This is a genomic window from Providencia sp. PROV201 (assembly GCF_028479545.1).
GTDB lineage: Bacteria > Pseudomonadota > Gammaproteobacteria > Enterobacterales > Enterobacteriaceae > Providencia > Providencia huaxiensis.
Genome location: NZ_JAMPNW010000015.1, coordinates 1 through 22,801 on the forward strand (window position 1 = coordinate 1; position 22,801 = coordinate 22,801).

General features: G+C 41.4%; 19 protein-coding genes. 16 read left to right on the plus strand and 3 right to left on the minus strand.

Annotated elements, in window-relative coordinates; translation table 11 throughout:
* From PR809_RS13045 to hpaR, 3 genes are all read right to left on the minus strand, one after another.
* The coding region (locus tag PR809_RS13045; RefSeq protein WP_272524539.1) for a filamentous hemagglutinin N-terminal domain-containing protein at window positions 1-2,685 on the minus strand (2,685 nt) is incomplete at its 3' end.
* 24 nt (window positions 2,686-2,709) lie between these two features.
* On the minus strand, window positions 2,710-4,383 hold the full coding sequence (locus tag PR809_RS13050) for a ShlB/FhaC/HecB family hemolysin secretion/activation protein (RefSeq protein WP_272524540.1): 1,674 nt from the start codon (window positions 4,381-4,383) through the stop codon (window positions 2,710-2,712).
* A gap of 705 nt (window positions 4,384-5,088) precedes the next feature.
* Window positions 5,089-5,544: a homoprotocatechuate degradation operon regulator HpaR gene (gene hpaR, locus PR809_RS13055; RefSeq protein WP_102139493.1), complete on the minus strand. Its 456-nt coding sequence runs from the start codon at window positions 5,542-5,544 to the stop codon at window positions 5,089-5,091.
* 430 nt (window positions 5,545-5,974) lie between these two features.
* Here hpaR and PR809_RS13060 point away from each other — a divergent pair, with 430 nt between their 5' ends.
* From PR809_RS13060 to PR809_RS13135, 16 genes are all read left to right on the plus strand, one after another.
* Window positions 5,975-6,604: a fumarylacetoacetate hydrolase family protein gene (locus tag PR809_RS13060; RefSeq protein WP_206276752.1), complete on the plus strand. Its 630-nt coding sequence runs from the start codon at window positions 5,975-5,977 to the stop codon at window positions 6,602-6,604.
* Between the two features lie 11 nt (window positions 6,605-6,615).
* Complete coding sequence (locus PR809_RS13065) at window positions 6,616-7,383, plus strand: fumarylacetoacetate hydrolase family protein (protein ID WP_166266804.1); 768 nt, start codon at window positions 6,616-6,618, stop codon at window positions 7,381-7,383.
* Complete coding sequence (hpaE, locus tag PR809_RS13070; protein WP_206276751.1) at window positions 7,383-8,849, plus strand: 5-carboxymethyl-2-hydroxymuconate semialdehyde dehydrogenase; 1,467 nt, start codon at window positions 7,383-7,385, stop codon at window positions 8,847-8,849. Before PR809_RS13065 ends, hpaE begins: the two co-directional genes overlap by 1 nt.
* A 274-nt stretch (window positions 8,850-9,123) precedes the next feature.
* On the plus strand, window positions 9,124-10,005 hold the full coding sequence (hpaD, locus tag PR809_RS13075; RefSeq protein ID WP_102139495.1) for a 3,4-dihydroxyphenylacetate 2,3-dioxygenase: 882 nt from the start codon (window positions 9,124-9,126) through the stop codon (window positions 10,003-10,005).
* A 9-nt stretch (window positions 10,006-10,014) separates the two neighbouring features.
* Complete coding sequence (locus PR809_RS13080; protein WP_166266782.1) at window positions 10,015-10,398, plus strand: 5-carboxymethyl-2-hydroxymuconate Delta-isomerase; 384 nt, start codon at window positions 10,015-10,017, stop codon at window positions 10,396-10,398.
* 55 nt (window positions 10,399-10,453) lie between these two features.
* On the plus strand, window positions 10,454-11,680 hold the full coding sequence (locus tag PR809_RS13085) for a Bcr/CflA family multidrug efflux MFS transporter (protein ID WP_102139497.1): 1,227 nt from the start codon (window positions 10,454-10,456) through the stop codon (window positions 11,678-11,680).
* Entirely contained in the window at window positions 11,677-13,140 is a 1,464-nt protein-coding gene (locus tag PR809_RS13090) for an NAD-dependent succinate-semialdehyde dehydrogenase (RefSeq protein WP_102139498.1), read from the plus strand. Before PR809_RS13085 ends, PR809_RS13090 begins: the two co-directional genes overlap by 4 nt.
* Before the next feature lie 120 nt (window positions 13,141-13,260).
* The gene (gene hpaH, locus PR809_RS13095; protein ID WP_102139499.1) at window positions 13,261-14,064 is read left to right on the plus strand and encodes a 2-oxo-hept-4-ene-1,7-dioate hydratase; all 804 of its coding nucleotides are present in this window, start codon (window positions 13,261-13,263) and stop codon (window positions 14,062-14,064) included.
* A gap of 10 nt (window positions 14,065-14,074) precedes the next feature.
* Window positions 14,075-14,881 carry a 4-hydroxy-2-oxoheptanedioate aldolase gene (gene hpaI, locus PR809_RS13100; RefSeq protein ID WP_102139500.1) on the plus strand — a complete coding sequence of 269 codons (807 nt, stop codon included), beginning with the start codon at window positions 14,075-14,077 and terminating at the stop codon, window positions 14,879-14,881.
* 163 nt (window positions 14,882-15,044) lie between these two features.
* Window positions 15,045-16,412 carry a 4-hydroxyphenylacetate permease gene (gene hpaX, locus PR809_RS13105; protein ID WP_102139501.1) on the plus strand — a complete coding sequence of 456 codons (1,368 nt, stop codon included), beginning with the start codon at window positions 15,045-15,047 and terminating at the stop codon, window positions 16,410-16,412.
* 276 nt (window positions 16,413-16,688) lie between these two features.
* Entirely contained in the window at window positions 16,689-17,579 is an 891-nt protein-coding gene (hpaA, locus tag PR809_RS13110; protein ID WP_102139502.1) for a 4-hydroxyphenylacetate catabolism regulatory protein HpaA, read from the plus strand.
* A gap of 522 nt (window positions 17,580-18,101) precedes the next feature.
* On the plus strand, window positions 18,102-19,664 hold the full coding sequence (gene hpaB, locus PR809_RS13115) for a 4-hydroxyphenylacetate 3-monooxygenase, oxygenase component (RefSeq protein ID WP_004905326.1): 1,563 nt from the start codon (window positions 18,102-18,104) through the stop codon (window positions 19,662-19,664).
* A gap of 19 nt (window positions 19,665-19,683) precedes the next feature.
* Window positions 19,684-20,202 carry a 4-hydroxyphenylacetate 3-monooxygenase, reductase component gene (gene hpaC, locus PR809_RS13120; RefSeq protein ID WP_102139503.1) on the plus strand — a complete coding sequence of 173 codons (519 nt, stop codon included), beginning with the start codon at window positions 19,684-19,686 and terminating at the stop codon, window positions 20,200-20,202.
* 353 nt (window positions 20,203-20,555) lie between these two features.
* Entirely contained in the window at window positions 20,556-21,374 is an 819-nt protein-coding gene (locus PR809_RS13125; protein ID WP_206277011.1) for a winged helix-turn-helix domain-containing protein, read from the plus strand.
* The gene (locus PR809_RS13130; protein WP_102139505.1) at window positions 21,364-21,846 is read left to right on the plus strand and encodes a FidL-like protein; all 483 of its coding nucleotides are present in this window, start codon (window positions 21,364-21,366) and stop codon (window positions 21,844-21,846) included. Before PR809_RS13125 ends, PR809_RS13130 begins: the two co-directional genes overlap by 11 nt.
* A 401-nt stretch (window positions 21,847-22,247) precedes the next feature.
* Window positions 22,248-22,799, plus strand: coding sequence for a fimbrial protein (locus PR809_RS13135; RefSeq protein WP_102139506.1), 552 nt, complete (start codon window positions 22,248-22,250; stop codon window positions 22,797-22,799).
* Window positions 22,800-22,801: the final 2 nt, after the last annotated feature.

Sequence of the window (22,801 nt, forward strand, 5' to 3'; positions counted from 1 at the left end):
ATAACGTACATCTTGGTTATCTTCGTTGGGGTTGGGAATGGCAGAGTAAGCGGTAGCGGTTAATTTAAGATCACGGCCAGAAAGTGCAATAATTTTGTCTTTGGACTGAAGGTTAGCCGACTGCAAGTCAATATCACGGGCTGCATTTAACGTAATATTACCATCCGCGATGAGTTGTGAGCGTAGCTCTGGGTAGCGATTGGTCTTGAATACATTATCGACATCTTTAATCGCTTTTGAGTCTAACAAAATATCTTCGCCTGCATTGAACGTCAGTGATTTTCCACTGTTGAAGGCAATGCCATGCGCTTCAATATTTTTACCAGCGGTGAGGTTTATTTCCCCTGAACTTGCCCAATTTCCTGTTTTTGTGAGTAACGCATTGATATTGGCGACAGGCTCTGAAGCCGCGAGTTTCATTAAATTAGATTCATCACGACGAATAAAAATATTGTCATTAGCACTAAGGGTAAGTTTATTCGTTTTGGCTAACTGCGCATTATCAAAAGTGATATTTTTACCCGCTTGGATATGTAACGAGTTTGCGGCGTTGATAACCGGAGGAGATAAGACATTATCCTTAAACGCAGAGACAGGATTTAAGCTATATTGAAGATCGCCATTTTTCGCAATCAAGGTACTGTCTTTAGCCGTTAAATTGACTTGTTTGAGATTAAGGTCGTTGTTGGCAATTAGGCTCTGTGATTGTTTTGCAATCAGCTGTGCATCATGAATATTGATATTTTGACCAGCGATAATAGACAGATCATTTTCAGACTGTAAGTTGGTAGAAATATTTATATTATTGGAATTTAAGACAATGTTTTTTGCAGTAATGGCAAAAGATGGATTACCTACTTGTACTATTTTTGCTATGGGTTTTTCAGTATTAGGAAGTTTACTTTCAAGATTAATGTCGTTTTTAAAATCAAGAACAACATTATTTCCAGCAGATACCGTTTTATAATTTAAGGCTTCGGGAGCCCAAGAATAAAGTTTATCGATTAATTTAAAGTCTACCGGCTCACCAACATAAAAAATATCATAAGTTCCATCATCATCACTTTCATCTGCAAATTTTCCTAAATCTACATTAGATGTATCATATTTATACCAAAGATCTAACTTGCCTGAGTTAAAAGAGGATATTGATGCATTTTGTCCTGTCAATATCACATTGTTTTTTGCTGCAATTTTTCCAAAATCACTAACTAAATCATTTGCATTAATATAGGCATTCTTTCCTGATGCGATAGTCCCAATATTTCCCAGATTCAAATACTGTTTTCTTTCAACATTAATGCTGTCATTGCTGATCAAATCCATCTCCCCAAACCATTTTTTATAGGGAAAATTTTCTAATCGAGGGTAGAGTGAAATAATTGATACAACTCCTTGCCTAGTACCAAAAAAAGAAGATACATAAGTGCCATTTTTATCACTGGTAGTCGCATTGATATTGGAAATTTCTATTGGAGATGCATTCGCCGTATTTGTCAGTTTTTTTGTCCGAACAACCAAGTCCCCCGCATTGGTCTTTATCGTCCCTGACTTATTCTCAATCAGCGTACTCAAATCCCCCTTGGCATTTTTTTGTATCCACAGATTATCTTGTGCCTGAATAAGTGCGCTATTTCCTGTGTTACTGACGTTATCAGCAAAGACTCGCATGTCCTTACCAGCGATAACTTTCCCGTTATTGGTGAGGGTGTTGGTGGCTAATGTGATGTCTTTGGCGGCATTCACGTTGGCATTGGCGTTAATTTGCAGGTTTTTGGTGCTGACATTAATGTCTTTTTTCCCTTGGATATTACCCGCAAGAGTAATTTTTCCATCGACGGTTAACGTCAGGTCATGTTGGTTGGCTTGCACATTGCTGAGGTTAATCCCCACCCCTGATTCAGTACTCACCAATTTCACTTGATTGGCATACATCCCACCCAGTGCTTTGGTATCTACCGAAATACTGGGTTTTGCCCCTTCACCCGCAATCGGTGTTACGGTGCCTTTTTGAAAATCGACACGGTTGGTGCCTTGCATCAAGGTCAAGTTTTTGGTTTTGATTTGCCCATTTAGTTCGGTGGCGCGGCTGATAATATCGGCATAGGTTTGTGCTTCGGCATTCAGGCCATTGGCGCCAATAACCACACTGCCTTTTTTCACCTCAACCGCAGACAATGCCCCCTTGTTATCCAGAATGGGTTTTCCCGTGGTCAAGGTAATCGCTGGGGTATTCACAAAGCTACAGCCATTGCAGGTAATCCCATTCGGGTTAGCAATTAAGATATTCGCCCCTTTGCCTGCTACTTCCAACTTACCTTGTAATTCTGAGCGGCTACTGCCGGTAACTTCGTTGATAATCAGATTAGCGGCATTTCCCTTTAAATTCGCATTGGCTTTGATTTGCCCTGCAATTTGGGAATTCACATTAGTGGTGGCGTTGTTGAGTACCGCACCTTGTTTATCAACATTAAATTGTTGAAATTTATTGTGGGATATTCCCGCCCCATTCGGTGTGGCGATATTAATAATCGGGACATTATTTTGTTGGCTGATTTGGGTGTTTTTATCTGCTGCCGTCATGGCGGCTCCCCAAGCGGGATGTAAGGGGTAGACTGCGGTTAAGAAAATAATGGTGTAACTTAATATCCGCTTTGAGCGAGAAGGTAATTGTTCATTTAGCATAAATAATCCTTTAAAAACGTAAAGCTACAGAGAAAATGAGACCGACCAATAAGCCGACCAATTGTCTGGTTTAAGTTGTGAGGGATAATGCAAAGGTTTACTGAGTAGAAACTGAGAATAAATTAGGCTATTGCCGGTAAAAGAGAGACCAACGGCTCCCCCCGCTAGGGTGTCATGTTCAACGTGGTATTTATCTGAGGCAATAAACCCGTAATCTAAAGCCCCGATAAAACGCAGTTGCCCAATTGCCGTATTGGCGATGTCTTTATTAATTTCATTACGCCAATATCCGCCTCGGTTACCACTTAAAGACTGCTCGTGGTAGCCACGGACAGAGTACTGGCCTCCAATACTGATGCGTTCAATACCGTATAAATTATCGGGCGAATATTGGCCGTAAAATGAGGTTAAATAGGTCAAACCATTAGAGAAAAAATACTGATAACTGCTGCTTAGACTGAATTTGCGGTAATGGCTGCGCGGTGAATCTTTCGCGAGGGTATCCGGTGAGGCGCCAAAGGCGGATATTCCCCATTCAGCGGCAGGGTTAAACGTGAAGTAACCTTGTCCAAGCGTGGTGCTGTATTGTGGGGTAAACGAAAGTGAGGTTAAAGTTGGGCTGCTGATACTCAAGGTTTGGGAAGCTAACTGGGTGTTGGCATTTTTATGTTTTAAGCTACTTTGCAGTGTAAGCCGTTGCTTCCCATCGCGATAAATTAAGCGGCTGATATCAAGCTGCTGATTGGTATTTTTGCCTTCATAACGATATTGCTGCCCCGATGCATAAAACGGTTGTAACGTACTGTTACGGTAAAATTGGTAACGGTATGACCAATAACCATAAGGGACATTCACATTCGCAACGATATAACGGTTATGGTGGGATACACTTCCATCCATATCGGTATTGCCCGAGACTGACCACTGCTCACCAAACCCTAATGGGGAATCTACCGTTAAACCGCCGGTAAGCAGCTGTTTTCCCGTTGCCTCCATACCCGAGTTATCGAGATTCAACTGGCTCGTGATAGGCCATTTTTTCCCTTGTTGATGAATAATAACCCGAGAGTAGCCATTTTGGCTTCCTGGTTGGATATCGATAGTGTACTCAGCGGACGATAACCGGTTGAGTTGCTCCAACCCTTGTTCAATATGCCGTAGATTTAATATTTTGCCTTGTTGATAAGGAAATATTTGATGAACTAAACGCTCAGGGGAATTTTCAATCTCGATAGTTTCAACATGCCCTTCAATCACTTGTAATAACAATTGATGTGAGGATAAATCTTGCTCAGGAATGATGGCTTGAGAGGTAATAAACCCCTGTTCCATATAGTAATTAGTTACATGCTTGGTGAGCTTTTGTATTTCACTCAGTGTGAGGCAGCGTTTTAAATAAGATGAGGTTAACTGAGTTTGAGTTTTAGTCGTAAGCTGTGTGGCACCGACAAATTGGATCTCACTGATAAGGAAACATATTTCATTTTGGGAAGGAGATGGCAATGCATCTTCAATGGAAATAGTGCTTTGTTTTTCCAATCGATTACGTTGGATTAACTCTGACTCTAACCGTTGTTTCTGTTCAAATTGAACACTTTCCTGTGCAGAGGGGAGTAGTTGATTTTCTGTGTAGCCATAGGGCGAAATCATAAACAACGATAAGTATAATAAACGCCACATAATTTGATATTTTGTCATGTTATCTAAATTTTCGTTACGAACAGTAAATTTACCGTAATGTAACTTATTCTCATTAACTGTTTTTAGATAAAAAAAATCCACCATGACTAAAAATTAATACTTTCATTTTTAATGTGTTTTTTTGTATTTTTTAAGTTTATTAATTCGACAAAACTGCAATTGATAACAATCATTGGCTCTATGCACTGAAAATCAATCATTTGATTTTATTGGGAATGATTTTTCTGAAGAATTTGTCACAAGCAACCTATAAATAATTTCACAATTACAAATAAGATATGACAGTGAGGGATTGACTACTCAACCAATAAATATAAGTGAAGTTCAACTTCAGTGAATCTAAACGGAAAAGTGAATTATTTAAGTAATAACTATATTTAAAATAATTCGAATTGTAGGAAGGTGGCAATTGAAGATAGCCAGATGAGCATACAGTCGTATGTAATCCAAATAACCGAAATATGACCAATAATTAAATTTCTAAATAGCTCGAACTCTAGCAAGGCGGCAATTGAGGATAGTTTGGGGAGCATACATCAGTATGTGACCCAAATAACCGAAATATGACCAATAATTAAATTTCTAAATAGCTCGAACTCTAGCAAGGCAGCAATTGAGGATAGTTTGGGGAGCATACACAAGTATGTGACCCAAATAGCCGAAAGAAGCCAACACAACTAGAGCTCGAAATATGACGAAAATTTAGGCGCTCTTTCTCTTATCAGCAGCGATATTACTATAATCTGGGCTCTCTAAAGCGATTAACTCATCCAACAGTGCGGTCAATTGCTGCATTTTCTCTGGCGAAAAAGCCTGCTCGATTTTTTGATAACCTTCTTCCACTTCCTGCCGTGCTTTGTCATACAACTCTTGCCCCGCAGGTGTCAAAGAGACATATAATTTTCGCTGATCATTCAACGGTTTTAAGCGGAAAATTAAACCTTCGCGCTCCATACGGGTTAAGATCCCCGTTAAACTTGGGCGCAGAATACAGGTTTGGACTGATAATTCATGAAAATCAATTGAACGCTTATCAGCTAAAACGCGAATGATACGCCATTGCTGTTCAGTCAAATTATACGACTTTAATATCGGCCGGAAAAAACCCATTGCGGTTTCTCTTGCCTGCAATAATGCAATTGTCAATGATTCATGCATAAGCTTAAAACTCACCACTTAATTAACGTTATTTAGCCCAATTTAGGTATTTTATGGCGGCTGCCACATTGCTTTATTGGCCCAATGCTTTAGTGAAACCTTTGGTTATCACCATGAATTTCCACATCACCAATTTGCCTTAATTAAGAGTAGCACGCCCAAATAACAATCTCAAAGAAAAACCCTAAAATATTAATGAGTAAATAATTTAAAATCCAACTTTAAAGTTAATTTTTTGTAAATCAAAAAAAATTGAAAAAATAATAAATTCTTTTATAACAGCATCTTACAGAAAGATAACTTAATTGTGTTAATGAGATCACAATTAAAATTAACATTTCCATAAACCTATTGCTAATTTAAAAAATATACTTTATTAATATGTTAATAATTACTCGAAAGTTGAATTCTTTTCATTAAGGAGTTGTCAATGAAAGGCACTGTATTTGCCGTTGCCCTCAATCATCAAAGCCAGCTTAGCCATTGGCTCGAGGCATTCCAGCAAGCCCCTTATAAAACCCCGCCGAAAACCCCAGTGTGGTTTATTAAGCCGCGTAATACGCGTATCAATTCAGGCGAGCAAATTTTGCATCCCGCAGGTGAAGAAGTGCAAAGTGGCGCTACGCTTGCTTTGGTAATCGGCAAAAATGCACGTAAAGTCAGCAAAGAAGATGCACATCAATTTATTGCTGGGTTTGCATTGGCAAATGAAGTGAGCTTGCCAGAAGACACATTTTATCGTCCTGCGATTAAAGCCAAATGCCGTGATACTTTCTGCCCAATCGGTGAAATGGTAGCAACTTCACTGAGTACTCCTGTTGATATCATCACTCTAGTGAATGGCAAAGAAGCGGATCGCTGGTCAACAAAAGATCTGATCCGCGATGCTAGCGAGTTAGTGGCTGCATTAAGTGACTTTGCCACCTTAAAGCAAGGGGATGTGATCCTACTCGGCACACCACAGCAACGTGTCACCATCAAACCCGGTGATGAAGTGGTTATCCAAGCGGAAGGCTTTCCTAGCCTGAAAAATACCGTTGTGGCAGCAGGAGGAAAATAATGTCTACGATAATAAAACGCGCCAAAATCCTTTTTAAAGGCACTGAATATTCCGTCACTGTTGGTGATAACGAAGCCATTACATTACCTAATGGGGATGTGATCGCGGGTGATTCTCCTGATGTTACATGGCTGCCTCCTGCTCAAGGGACGTTATTTGCCCTTGGTTTGAACTATGCCGACCACGCCGCAGAGTTAGAATTTAAGCCACCTGAAGAACCGCTGATTTTCTTAAAAGCGGAAAGCAGCTTAACGGGTCACCGCCAAGTTTCTGTTCGCCCTGATAATGTTGAATATATGCATTATGAGTCTGAATTAGTGGTGGTGATTGGAAAAACGGCTCATAAGGTCTCAAGAGAAGATGCCATGGATTATGTCGCAGGCTACACCGTGTGTAATGACTATGCGATCCGTGACTATTTAGAGAACTATTATCGCCCAAATTTACGAGTTAAGAGCCGCGATACCTTAACACCGATTGGCCCTTGGATTATCGATAAAGACGCCGTTAAAGATCCCCATAATTTGGCTTTATACACCTATGTTAATGGTGAATTACGTCAAAAAGGCACCACTGCCGATCTCATTTTTGATATTCCATTTTTAATTGCTTACCTCAGTGACTTTATGACACTGCAACCGGGAGACATGATTGCGACAGGGACACCAAAAGGGTTGTCTGATGTCGTACCGGGTGACGAAGTCATTGTTGAAGTTGAAGGCGTTGGCAGATTGGTCAACACCATTATCAGCGAAAAAGAGTATGAGGAACGTGTGTAATGACTAAGATTAATCATTGGATCAACGGTAAAAACGTTGCTAGCAAAGACTATTTTGAAACCACCAACCCTGCAACTGGCGAAGTATTAGCTGAAGTCGCAGCGGGTGGACAAGACGAAATCAACCAAGCTGTTGCCGCAGCAAAGGACGCATTTCCAAAGTGGGCCAATACCCCAATGAAAGAGCGTGCTCGCTTAATGCGTCGCCTTGGTGAATTGATCGACGAAAATGTCCCGCAAATTGCAGAAATGGAAACCAAAGACACCGGTTTGCCTATTCACCAAACTAAAAACGTGTTGATCCCACGTGCTTCACATAACTTTGAATTCTTCGCCGAGATTTGCCAGCAAATGAACGGCCGTACATACCCTGTTGATGACAAGATGATGAACTACACCTTGGTTCAACCTGTGGGTGTCTGTGCGCTGATTTCACCATGGAACGTGCCATTTATGACCGCCACATGGAAAACCGCCCCTTGTTTAGCACTGGGTAATACTGCGGTTCTGAAAATGTCTGAATTATCTCCATTATCAGCGAACCGCCTTGGTGAACTGGCGCTGGAAGCGGGTATTCCTGCGGGCGTTTTGAACGTGGTTCAAGGCTATGGTAGCACTGCTGGGGATGCTTTAGTCAAACACCATGATGTCCGTGCGGTTTCCTTTACTGGGGGCACGGCCACTGGCCGCACCATTATGCAAAATGCAGGCTTGAAAAAATACTCCATGGAATTAGGGGGTAAATCACCTGTATTAGTCTTTGAAGATGCGGACATTGAACGTGCACTCGATGCCGCTCTGTTCACTATTTTCTCCATTAATGGCGAACGCTGTACTGCGGGCTCACGTATTTTCATTCAAGAAAGCATTTACCCTGAGTTTGTTAAACGCTTTGCGGAACGTGCAAACCGCTTGATCGTCGGTGACCCGAACGATCCAAAAACCCAAGTGGGTGCATTGATCAGCCAACAGCACTGGAACAAAGTTTCGGGTTACATTCGCTTAGGTATGGAAGAAGGCGCAACCTTGTTAGCGGGTGGGCCAGACAAACCGACCGATCTACCTGATCACCTGAAAGGTGGTAATTTCTTACGCCCTACAGTACTGGCTGATGTCGATAACCGTATGCGTGTCGCCCAAGAAGAGATCTTTGGGCCTGTAGCTTGTTTAATTCCGTTTAAATCTGAAGAAGACGGTTTACGCATGGCAAATGATATTGAATACGGTCTTGCTTCGTATATTTGGACGCAAGATGTCAGCAAGGTCTTACGCCTTTCTCGCAGTATCGAAGCAGGAATGGTGTTTGTTAACACCCAAAACGTGCGTGACCTACGTCAACCATTCGGTGGCGTGAAAGCTTCGGGTGTTGGCCGTGAAGGTGGTGAATACAGCTTCGAAGTGTTTGCAGAAATGAAAAACGTGTGTATCTCCTACGGAGACCACAACATCCCTCGTTGGGGTGTGTAAGCTTTACAACACTCTGTGCTGGAAACCTTATATTCCAGCACTTTCCGCTGAATTATATTGATACTCAGCATCGTTAAAACTGATAAACCAAGTCACTTCAAGTCGTTAGAAGAGCTACAACTTAGGTAAACTCGCTGTCTTACCCTAAATAATTCGAGTTGTAGCTAGGCGACAAACAAGCTAATCCCTAGGAGCATACATGAGTATGTGACTAGGGTTAGCGCGAGCAGTCAACAACGCTACAGCTTGAAGAATGACGGGTAAGGATATAAATATGGGTAAGTTGGCACTCGCTGCAAAAATAACACACGTCCCATCCATGTACCTATCAGAACTACCAGGTAAAAACCATGGATGTCGCCAAGCCGCTATCGATGGACACAAAGAAATCAGTCGTCGTTGCCGTGAATTAGGCGTTGATACCATTATTGTTTTTGATACACACTGGTTAGTTAATAGTGCTTATCACATTAATTGTGCTGACCACTTCAAAGGTATTTACACCAGTAATGAACTCCCACATTTTATTCGTGATATGGAATATGAATATGATGGGAACTCCGTATTAGGCCAAATGATTGGTGAAGAAGCACGTAAATTAGGCGTTCGTGCTCAAGCCCATGAAATTCCAAGCTTAACCCTCGAATACGCCACGTTAGTCCCTATGCGCTATATGAATAGCGACCGTCACTTTAAAGTTATCTCAATTTCAGCATTCTGTACGTCTCACAGTTTTGAAGACAGCCGCAAATTAGGCGAAGCCGTACTGACTGCGATTGAAAAATACGATGGCACAGTCGCTGTATTAGCGAGTGGTTCATTATCACACCGCTTTATTGATGACCAAAAAGCCGAAGACGGTATGAATAGCTACACACGTGAATTTGATGAGCAGATGGATAAACGCGTCGTCAAACTTTGGCGTGAAGGCCGCTTTGAAGAGTTCTGCAAAATGCTACCTGAATATGCCGACTACTGCTATGGCGAAGGCCATATGCACGACACAGTGATGTTGTTAGGCATGTTAGGTTGGGATAAATACGCTGAGAAAGTGGAAGTTTTAACTGACTTGTTTGCCAGCTCAGGCACAGGGCAAATTAATGCCGTGTTCCCACTTCCAAACTATATCACTGATAAACAAGCTGCCAACGCATAAGGAACTGTTATGCCTCATTTTTATGCAGAATGTACAGAGAATATCCGTGAAGAAGCGAAACTTCCAGAGCTGTTTGCACAAGTGAATGAATCCCTTGCTGCTACTGGTATTTTTCCATTAGGCGGTATTCGTAGCCGTGCTATTTGGCTAGATACTTGGCAAATGGCTGATGGCAAACACGATTATGCATTTGTGCATATGACGCTAAAAATTGGTGCCGGACGCTCTCTTGAAGATAGGCAAAAAACGGGGGAGATGATCTTCGACCTGATCAAAGCCCACTTTGCCGATTTAATGGCAAAACGCTATCTGGCGCTGTCTTTTACCATGGAAGAGCTTGATCCCGTATTAAATTATAAGCAAAACAATGTTCATGCCTTGTTTAAAGGTTAATAGTTTAAAGGTTAATAGTTTAAATCTTTATTTAACGTTTTATTGAGAGGGCAAGATGGTTAAAAATTTCGATAAACACATACCGCACTACTTGATCCCATTACTAGGGTCATTAGTGGCATTCGGTCCATTGTCTATCGATATGTACCTTCCTGCCCTTCCTCAAATGGGAACTGCATTACACGCCACTCAAGGGCAAATGCAGTACACCCTTGGCGCTTTTTTTGCCGGTTTCTGTGTGGGAATGCTATTTTACGGGCCATTAAGCGATTTACTCGGCCGTCGTAAAATGCTGCTAAGTGGCCTAGTCATCTTTACGGTGGCAAGCCTGCTATGCGCTCAAGCCACTGATGCAAATACCTTAATTATTTTTAGAGCATTGCAAGCATTTGGGAGTGGTGCTGCCATTGTTATGGCTAGGGCAATTGCAAGGGATGTTTATCCTGCCCATGAACTACCTAAAGTACTGTCATTAATGACACTTGTGACCATGATAGCCCCGCTACTGGCACCACTTTTAGGTGGTTTTTTACTTGTTCATTTTCAGTGGCAAGTGATTTTTTACTTATTAGCGTTGATTGGCTTAGCTTCGGTGTGTGCGATTTTTTTCTTGCTCCCTGAAACGCTAACCCACCAGCGTGGTTCTGAAAATATCCTTTGTGTCGCCTTCAAGAATTATGCGCAGGTGCTCACAGACCGAGAAGCACTGAGTATTATTGGCACCATGGCATTCTCTTTTGCCGGTATGTTTGCCTTTATCAGTGGTTCACCGTTTGTGTATATCAATTATTTCGGTGTTTCTGAACAACATTATGGTTTGCTGTTCGGTTGTAACATCTTGGGGATGATCGTCATGCTGTTGTTGAACGTTAAACTGCTAAAAACCTATAGTTTAACGCGCATACTGACTATGCAAAGTGGGTTTCAATTGGCATTTGGTCTGCTGTTACTCATATTTTACCAACAAAGTTTGCCCATAATTGTTATTCTAGTCGTGCTGTTCTTATCGATGGTCAATGCTATCGGCACCAACAGTTTGTCACTATTACTGCAACATCGCGGGAAAATTGCAGGAAGTGCCAGTGCACTTGCGATTTCTATTCAGTTTGCCTTAGCGGCTATCGCCAGCGTTGCAGTTTCTGTATTACAAGATGAATCCCCATTCGCTATGGCACTTGTTATGGCGCTTTGTGCCGGGTTAAGTTTTGCTAGCCAACAGCTATCAGCTAAAAATATCCGTCCACAAGTCCAATCAGTGTCTTCGGAGAACAACGAAAAATGAGCATAAATACCAATTCTACATTATTTCGCCAACAAGCTTATATCAACGGCCAATGGGTTGATGCCCAAAATAAAAGTGTGTTTGAGGTCACTAACCCAGCAAATAACGAGGTTATCGCTAACGTCAGCAACGTTGGTGCGTTAGAAACTCAACAAGCTATTGAGGCCGCAGAAAAAGCGCTCCCAGCATGGCGTGCTAAAACCGCCAAAGAGCGCAGCCAAATTTTAAACAAGTGGTTCCGTTTAATGATGGACAACCAAAAAGAATTGGCTGAGTTACTCAGTGCTGAACAAGGTAAGTCGATCACTGAATCGATGGGCGAAATTGCCTACGGTGCCAGCTTTATTGAGTGGTTTGCTGAAGAAGGTAAACGTATATATGGGGAAACCATCCCATCACCTCTGCCGGGACGTCGCCTTGTCACCATTAAACAACCTGTCGGTGTGGTTGCGGCTATCACGCCATGGAACTTTCCAAATGCCATGATCACGCGCAAAGTCGGCCCAGCCCTTGCTGCCGGCTGTACCATGGTGTTAAAACCCGCAGCAGAGACACCATTATCCGCATTAGCATTAGCAGTGTTAGGAGAAGAAGCGGGTATTCCTGCGGGTGTGTTCAATATCGTTCCGGGTACAGATGCACAGGCCATTGGTGGCGTAATGACCTCCAGCCCTGTGGTACGCAAACTCACCTTTACGGGTTCAACTCGAGTCGGTAAGTTGCTGATGGAACAGTGCGCCAATACAGTGAAAAAGATGTCTCTGGAACTCGGTGGTAACGCGCCATTTATCGTGTTTGATGATGCCGATTTAGATGCCGCTGTACAAGGTGCGTTAACGGCTAAATTCCGCAATAGTGGGCAAACCTGTGTGTGTGCTAACCGTATCTTAGTCCAAGAAGGCGTTTACGATGAATTTGCGGCTCGTTTAGCAAAAGCCGTGAATGAACTGAAAATCGGCCCTGCCACACAAGCAGACTCCCAGCAAGGCCCTCTGATTAACCAAGCTGCAGTGGATAAAGTCACTGAACATATTGCTGATGCTGTATCCCATGGTGCAAAAGTGATTGCAGGTGGTAAACCTGCGCACTTAGGCGGCTTGTTCTTTGAACCGACCGTTATCACTGGCGTCACTGAGGCTATGAAAGTGGCCAAAGAAGAAACATTCGGCCCACTCGCGCCATTATTTAAATTCCGTGATGAGCAAGAAGCAATTGATCTTGCCAATGACACTGAATTTGGCTTGGCATCCTATTTCTATTCAAAAGATATCGGTCGTATCTACCGCGTCGCAGAAGCTCTAGAAAGCGGCATGGTCGGTATTAACGAAGGCATTATCTCAAATGAAGTGGCCCCATTTGGTGGCATTAAGCAGTCTGGTCTGGGGCGTGAAGGTTCACGCTACGGAATCGAAGATTACTTGGAAGTGAAATACCTCTGCTTTGGTGGTCTTTCTAATTAGTTAAATTGAGTACCGCTGGGTACGCATTCAATTTACACCTTGAATAGTTCGAGTGGCAGCAAAGCGCTTTAGTGCAGCGCTGCTCTCGAAATAGAATAGGTGAATAGGAGTATTAACAGCATGTTACAAAAAGATGTAATCTCGCAAATCGCGCAACGCCTAAATCAGGCTGAAAAATCACGTGAGCAAATCCGTCAGATCTCACTCGATCACCCAGAAATGACGATCGACGATGCTTACGCTATCCAAAAAGAGTGGGTTGGCGTGAAAATTGCTGAAGGACGTGTGCTAAAAGGCCATAAAATTGGGCTAACATCCAAAGCCATGCAGGCAAGTTCACAAATTGATGAACCTGATTACGGTGCGCTTCTTGACGATATGTTTTTTGATGATGGCTGTGATATTCCAACAGACCGCTTTATTGTGCCACGTATTGAAGTTGAATTAGCCTTCGTACTCGCAAAGCCATTAAGTGGGCCAAACTGCACCATCTTTGATGTCTATAACGCAACTGACTATGTGATCCCAGCCCTTGAATTGATCGATGCGCGTTGCCACAACGTTGACCCTGAAACCAATCGCCCACGTAAAGTGTTCGATACCATTTCAGATAACGCAGCAAATGGCGCGGTAATCTTAGGTGGTCGCCCAATTAAACCTCGCGATTTGGATATGCGTTGGATTAGCGCCCTACTCTATCGTAATGGCGTCATTGAAGAATCGGGCGTAGCCGCTGCTGTGCTCAATCACCCAGCGAATGGCGTAGCATGGTTAGCAAATAAATTAGCACCGCATAATGTACAACTTGAGCCAGGCCAAATTATCTTAGGTGGCTCATTTACACGCCCTGTTCCTGCTCGTAAAGGTGATGTGTTCCACGTTGATTACGGCAATATGGGTTCAATTAGCTGCCGCTTCGTGTAAGGAAAATGGTATGGATATTTTAGAAAATAAATTTAAAAAAGCGCTAAAAAGTGGGCAGCCGCAAATTGGTTTATGGCTTGGCTTATGCAGCCCATATAGTGCTGAATTACTTGCTGGTGCAGGCTTTGACTGGTTATTAATTGATGGTGAACATGCACCAAATAATGTGCAAACGACATTATCTCAATTACAAGCTATCGCCCCTTATCCGTCACAGCCCGTGGTACGCCCACCGTGGAATGATCCGGTGATCATTAAGCAATTACTGGATATTGGTGCACAAACCCTTTTGCTACCGATGGTACAAAATGCAGAGCAAGCCAAACAAGCAGTACGTGCAACGCGTTACCCGCCAGCCGGGATCCGTGGTGTCGGCAGTGCTTTAGCTCGTGCTTCTCGTTGGAACCGAGTACCTAATTATTTAACCCGTGCCAATGATGAAATGTGCGTGATAGTGCAGGTTGAAACCCGAGAAGCCATGAATAATCTTCCTGAGATCTTAAAGGTTGAAGGCGTCGATGGTGTATTTATCGGCCCTGCGGATCTTAGTGCGGATATGGGCTTTTCAGGGAACCCTAACCACCCTGAAGTCAAAGCCGCGATAGAAAAAGCGATTGTACAAATTCGTGAAGCCGGCTTGGCACCCGGTATTTTGATGGCAGCCCCAGATGTTGCTGAACATTATCTGAAACTCGGCGCACTATTTGTTGCCGTCGGGGTTGATACCACGCTACTGGCTCGTACCGCAGAAGCGCTAGCAGCAAAATTTGGTAAAACCGTCTCTGAGGTGACTTCAAGTACACCAAGCGTTTATTAATTAAACTATCTCTAAATAAGTTAATTTTAACCCTACAGACAAATAACTTAATTAGATAAATAAGAAATCAATATCGCAACATTGGGCAGACAGCACCATGGCTGCCTACTCGTCCCTTGTACCTATAATAATCTGCAAAAGAAAGAATTGAGGGCCCTACAATATGAGTAATCAACAACTTGCAAGCACTAACCCTGCTGAACAACATAAAAATTTAACCGAACCGCAGCAGCGGGTGATTAATAAATTATTTAAACGTCTGATTGTATTTTTATTTGTGCTATTTGTTTTTTCCTTCTTAGACCGTATTAATATTGGCTTTGCGGGCTTAACCATGGGGAAAGACATCGGCCTAACGTCCACCATGTTTGGCCTAGCGGCTACCTTGTTCTATGCCACTTACGTGATTTTTGGTATTCCAAGTAACATCATGTTGGGGATTGTTGGGGCTCGCCGCTGGATAGCCACCATCATGGTGCTTTGGGGTATCGCTTCTACAGCCACCATGTTTGCCACAGGGCCTACGAGCTTATACGTCCTACGGATGTTAGTGGGTATCGCTGAGGCGGGCTTCTTACCTGGGATTTTAGTTTATCTGACTTACTGGTTCCCGGCCTATTTCCGCGCTCGTGCTAATGCCTTATTTATGATTGCGATGCCAGTCACCATGGCATTCGGTTCCCTGGCATCGGGCTATATTTTAGGCATGGATGGCATTTTAAACCTAAAAGGCTGGCAATGGCTGTTCCTGTTAGAAGGTTTCCCATCGGTGATCCTCGGTGTGTTGGTTTGGTTCTACCTTGATGATTCACCAAAGAAAGCAAAATGGTTGACCCAAGAAGACAAAGATACATTACAAGAAATGATGGACCAAGACCAACTAGAGCTTGTCCAGCCACAGGGGTCAAAAAGCCATACCGCATTACAGAACAAAAGTTTATGGAAAGAAATTTTTACCCCTGTGATCTTAATGTATACCGTCGCTTATTTTTGCTTAACCAATACGTTAAGTGCGATTAATATTTGGACACCACAGATCATGCAAAGCTTCAATGAAGGCAGTAGTAATGCCATGATTGGGCTATTAACCGCTATCCCACAGTTTTGTACTATTCTAGGGATGATCTATTGGAGTCGTCGCTCTGATAGATTACAAGAACGGAAAATGCACACTGCACTTCCCTACTTATTTGCGGCAGCGGGCTGGATCCTCGCTGCGATGACGAGCCATCCCGTCATCCAATTAATTGGTATTATCATGGCATCAACAGGTTCATTTACTGCGATGGCCGTGTTCTGGACAACCCCAGACCAATCAATCAGTTTACGTGCTCGCGCCATCGGTATTGCTGTTATTAACGCAACGGGTAATATAGGTTCTGCCGTCAGCCCACTGTTGATTGGTTGGTTAAAAGACCAAACCGGTAGCTTTAACTCCGGCCTCTATTTTGTGGCAGGCCTGCTGGTGGTCGGTGCGCTGTTAGTCATGGTTATTCCAATGAAAAACTCAAGACCAAGGGCAACACCTTAAAAATGTAAGGTTTAATAAATTAGAGTGCTGTAACTCAATAACCATGGATATTGCTCAAAATAATTTGGCTTGCAGCTAGGCGGCAAGCAAGCTAATCCCTAGGAGCATACACGAGTATGTGACTAGGGTTAGCGTGTGAAGCCAACAACGCTGCGGGCCAAAGAATGAAGAGCAATTCGAGTTGCAGCTAAGCGGCAAGCAAGCTAATCCCTAGGAGCATACTGAAATATGTGACTAGGGTTGGCTTGTGAGGCCAACAACGCTGCGAGCCGAAGAATGAAGGGTAACTCAACTTTAATTACGAATATTGACATCAGTACAGACTACGACGAAACCCAAGGCACTGACGACGTCCACTACCAAACCTTTGGCAACATGGCTGCCTTCTTTGGTCGCGATATGCAAGCGCATCGCCATGACGGTTTCTTCCAGTTGCACTATTTGGTTACGGGCCATATTACTTTGCAGCTCGATGAGTCCCGCTATTCCGTTCAAGCCCCATTATTTATTCTTACGCCCCCTTCGGTTGCGCATGCATTTTTCACTCAAGAAGACACTGACGGCCACGTACTCACCGTACGACAGGATTTAATTACGCCATTACTGGGGTCGTTATACCCAGCAAATCCTGATTTAGTGGATATTCCGGCTATATGTTTATCTGTTGCTGATAAACCTGATGATATCGATACCTTTAACCATTACTGGGCATTGATGGCGCGTGAATCGGCTAATAACTATATAGGTAAAGACCAAGCCCTCGCTTCTTTAGCCCAAGCATTATTTACGTTTCTGCTGCGCTCGATTCCACTTGATGAACACCCAACAACAGGGGTTAGAGGCGAACATCGTCTATTCCAGCGGTTTAATCAGCTCATTGACTTGCATTATCATGAACACCTTGCAGTGCCTGAATATGCCAAGAAACTTGATGTCACAGAATCACGCCTTAAGGATATGTGCCGGCGGTTCGCTAACCGGCCACCGAAAAGGTTAATTTTTGACAGAATATTGCGTGAAGCTAAACGAATGTTGTTATTTTCCGATAGCCCCGTTTCTGAGATTGCCTACCAGCTCGGTTTCAAAGACCCCGCCTATTTTGCGCGTTTTTTTAACCGGTTAGTAGGATGCTCTCCTAGCCTATGGAGAGAACAAAACATTCATTAAAGAGAGGCTTAGTGATTTTATCCTTATTTTTTAGGTAAAAATCATTAAGCTTCTCTATCTGCATATCAAACCATCTTCTCCCTTATCTCTACAAACTATTACACCTTCAAATTATTTTACATTTTAAAAACATTTTGATGTTTTATAAATTTTGTTTTAACTTTGTAAAAATGCCGATAACGCTTAACTAAAAGTGAACAAGGAGATTAAAAAAAGAACAATAATATACTAGAATAATAATTAACATTAATATAAAAATAAGTTAATTATTAAATGATAATCAATAGATTACGATACAACAAAAGCATTACGTTAATATCAAAACATCGAGATGATCACATTTCTTTCACAAAAAACAACTTTCAACGAAAAGTACCAGTAAACCTTTAGAATGTCTCTTTAAAACTCCCTCGTAAAGCGATTCAATTAAGAAACACAAAACAAACATAAAATTAACATATTTAGCTTGCAGCCTTTGTGCCCTATCAATGCAAGCCCTCATTGTGAGATAACGAGGTAGACATGAAACCAGAAGATTTTCGTTCCGATGCTAAACGCCCTTTTAATGGCCAAGAATATTTAAAAAGCTTACAAGATGGCCGCGAAATCTATATTTATGGCGAGCGCGTAAAAGACGTCACCACTCACCCTGCTTTTCGTAATTCAGCCGCTTCTATAGGACAATTATATGATGCGCTTCATGATAAAACGACTCATGACCAACTTTGCTGGAACACCGACACAGGCAACGGTGGATACACTCACAAATTCTTCCGCTTCGCTAAAAGTGCCGATGAACTGCGCCAACAACGTGACGCTATCGCAGATTGGTCACGCCAGAGCTACGGATGGATGGGACGCACTCCAGACTATAAGGCGGCATTCGCCAGCTGTTTAGGTGCTAACCCAGAATACTATGGTCAATTTGCAGACAACGCGCGTCACTGGTATAAACGCATTCAAGAGAGCGGCCTTTACTTTAACCATGCGATTGTTAACCCGCCAATCGACCGCCATAAGCCAGCTGATGAAGTCAAAGATGTTTATATCAAACTCGAAAAAGAAACGGATGCGGGTATTATCGTCAGTGGTGCAAAAGTCGTTGCGACCAACTCCGCATTAACACACTATAACTTTATCGGTTTTGGTTCTGCACAAGTGATGGGTGATAACCCAGATTTTGCACTGATGTTTGTTGCACCAATGGATGCCGACGGTGTGAAATTAATCTCACGTGCATCTTATGAATTAGTGGCTGGCGCAACAGGCGCACCATTTGATTACCCGCTTTCAAGCCGTTTCGATGAAAATGATGCCATCTTGGTGATGGATCATGTGTTAATTCCATGGGAAAACGTCCTGATCTACCGTGACTTTGACCGCGCTCGTAATTGGGCCGTACAAGGTGGGTTTGCGCGTTTATTCCCATTACAAGCTTGTGTCCGCTTAGCGGTTAAATTAGACTTCATTACCGGATTGTTACAAAAAAGTTTAGAATGTACAGGTGTTATTGATTTCCGTGGTGTACAAGCCGATCTCGGTGAAGTGGTCGCATGGCGTAATCTGTTCTGGTCATTAACCGATGCAATGACCTCTGAAGCGCAAGCATGGGAAGGCGGTGCTTATCTACCAGATACTCAAGCCATCCAAACTTACCGTGTTATGGCACCAATGGCTTACACCAAAATCAAGAATATCATTGAAAGTAACGTGACAAGTGGCCTGATTTACCTACCATCAAGCGTTCGTGATATGAATAATCCAGAAATTGATAAGTATTTAGCTAAATATGTTCGCGGCTCTAATGGTATGGATCACGTTGAACGTATTAAGATCCTTAAACTCATGTGGGATGCAATCGGTAGTGAATTTGGTGGCCGCCACGAACTGTATGAAATTAACTACGCAGGAAGCCAAGATGAAATTCGTCTGCAATGTCTGCGTCATGCATACGGTTCTGGCAATATGAAAGCCATGACAGATATGGTTGATCGCTGTTTATCAGACTACGATCAACACGGATGGAAACGTCCACACCTGCATAACAACAATGATATTAATCAGTTAGATTCGCTGCTGAAATAATCGGCAGCAGGAGGTCAAAATGTCTTTAGAAAATGAACATCGCCTGCGTTTCAGAGATGCGATGGCAAGTCTTGGTGCAGCAGTCAATATCGTCACCACGGATGGGACTGAGGGTCGCTGTGGAATTACAGCCACCGCAGTCTGTTCAGTTACAGATACGCCACCCACTTTGATGGTCTGTGTTAACCGCAATAGCGCTATGAATGCGGTATTTCAAAAGAATGGCCGCCTGTGCGTGAACGTGCTGAGTCATGACCAAGAAGAGTTAGCGTGCCATTTTGCTGGAATGAAAGGTTCCACGATGGAAGAACGTTTTAGCTGGAATGTGTGGGATAACGGTATTTTACAGCAACCTTTACTAAAAAATGCCCTTGCCAACCTTGAAGGCGAAATCACTCAAGTGCAGGACATGGGTACGCACTCTGTCTATATGGTTGAAATGAAACAAATCATTGTCCGTGATGAAGGGCATGGCTTAGTCTATTTCAAACGTAGATTCCACCCTATTATGCACCAAATCCTTGAGCCAACCGCTTAATGACTCACAGATATCGATTAAATAGCCTCGACTTTAAGAGGCTATTTTTTTATCCATACTTTTTCTTAGATAAAACCACATCTTAATACTTCGTTTAACATTAAAATTTTTTAATACTGACAGATTAATGTTTCCTTTCTTCTTATTTTCTAAGTAACTAGCTAGTTTTGAACGATTATAGAAATAACATCAAAAAACCGAATTTTAAACATAACAAGTGTAAACAAAAACACAACCAATTGATTTAAAACAAATTTTAATTTAACTCGAATTATGCTTAATTGACATATTATAAATAACAGGTATACACTAAAATAATACAAATATTTTAACGATAAATAAAAAATTTTAAAATGAACTATTTGATTAATGATCATATTACTTATGATAGTCATCAGGGGCTGTTATATACCGACGATATTAATAACGCCTTAAAACTAACAACAACTTTAAACCGTTTGTTGCTAGTCTTAGTGCAAAATAATCATGACATCGTTGACCGAGAAACAATATTACGTAGGGTTTGGGAGGAACATAACCAAGTCGTCTCTGATAATAACCTTAATAGCAGTGTATCTGTACTACGTCGTCACCTGTCTTCTTTTTCTGATGGTGAAATTATTACAACTATTCCTAAAGTTGGGATTAAATTTTCTGCTGACCTGAAAATTGAAAATGGGCGTGAGGAAATAAAGGATAATAATGACAAAGAATTGCTCACTACTGGGGTTGAACTAGGCTCTTCATCAAAGGTACCTGAAGTAGTTTCCCCCCAAGCAAGCGAAAATAAAAAAAATTACATGCTGAATAACCGGTATGTTGAAATTTCACTTATAGCTATCATTATTTTTTGCTTATTATACCTATTTAAAAGTTATTTCTTTGCAAGCCGAACAGAATATCCTGAAGTTGGTCGTATTGATCAATGCAGTATCCGCTACATTAATAGTTACCATAAACCCGATACAACAACCATCAGCTTTGCGACAATTCAAAATGAACTCACGAAATTAAACCTTGATTGTAAAAAGCCAGCAACTGTTTTTTATTATAATGTTGGTATCGTCGCGAATGATAAAAATTTATATGACAATTTCCTATTTTTGTCCTATTGCCCAACGGTACCGAAAGAGAGCGCAACTGTGAGTTGTGAGAATTTTTATGTCAAATAAATTATCCGCAAGAGTGTTTTCTTTGTCCATTATCTCTACAATTCTGGTTTTTATTAGCTTATATGTTCATCACATAATTAATACCCCTGTTATTCCCAATTGTCAGACAACCTTAAAAATAAATATCTCTGACCATCGTTCCACCTTAAAAGGATTTTACTTGCTAAGTGTTATACCTAATGAAAACAAACCTGATCAGCACACATTCATTATGAATGGAAGCATTAATGACAATGGTAAAAACTATACTATTTCACGAAAATTTCTGATGAAACATGAATACTTAGGCGACCATTTTTTTTTACGTGTTGACAATATATTTATAGACCCAGGTGATCAAGCTCAAGAGAAAATCAATATTCGGGGAGTCCCTGAAATGAATCAACTTTATTTTTTAAAAATAAAAAAATTAACCGATACAAGTTATATTTTTGAAGAAAATTTCTCTCCACTTTTTATTTGCACTCTGTAAATTTAAAAAAAACCATAAAAAATGCATCAAATATTGATATTTTGATGCATTTTTTTTATTTCTAAACACCTTCAACCTTAAAACATCTTAAAGGAACAAGCATTAAACATTTTACAGACCATCAAATTAGCATAAAAATATTAATAAGCATTAAAAAAAGCCAACAAACAAATTATAATTTTTAATTTAATTAAAATAAAAGAATTTCATTCCATTTTACACCTAGGAGGGATAAAGTTTCCTCCGTCGAAATGACCCACGCTAAAAACGATTATGTTAAGCGTTCTGTGATTAGGACATTTGAAAATCCATTGATGGATACTGAACTTTATTCCTATGCCAGTACTTATATAAAGGCTCACTAGGGATCAAATATTTACTTATTTTTAAGGATGTAAGATATGAAATTAAATAAACTTTCTATTGCTGTTTTATTCGCTACTTCAGCCATTTCAACCTCTATCTTTGCTAGTGGTAATAGTGGTGAATTACATTTCAGCGGCCAAGTTGTTAATGCGCCATGTAATATTGAATCAGAAAGTACAAAACAAGAAGTTCCATTCGGTCAACTTTCTCGTGCATCTTTAGAAGCGGGTAATGCAGCAGAAAAAGATATCGCAATTAAATTAAAAGAATGTAACTTTGATGAATTTAGCAAAGACACTGAAGGTAAGTGGATTGCTGTTAAAGATATTAAAATTACCTTTGGTGGTAAAAACTATGTCGGTACTAATAAAGAATTCTTAGGTACTACTGGTACAGCTTCAAACATCGGTATTCAAATCAAAGATTTCAAATTTGATGAAGCCAAATCTGTTATGAATCAAATTCGTAATAAACAAGGTGAAAACGTTTTAGAATTTACTGCATTAGCTAAACGTGTTGATGGCACAACACCCGTTACCGAAGGTGAATTTAGTTCTATTGCTGATTTTAAAATCACATACGAGTAATT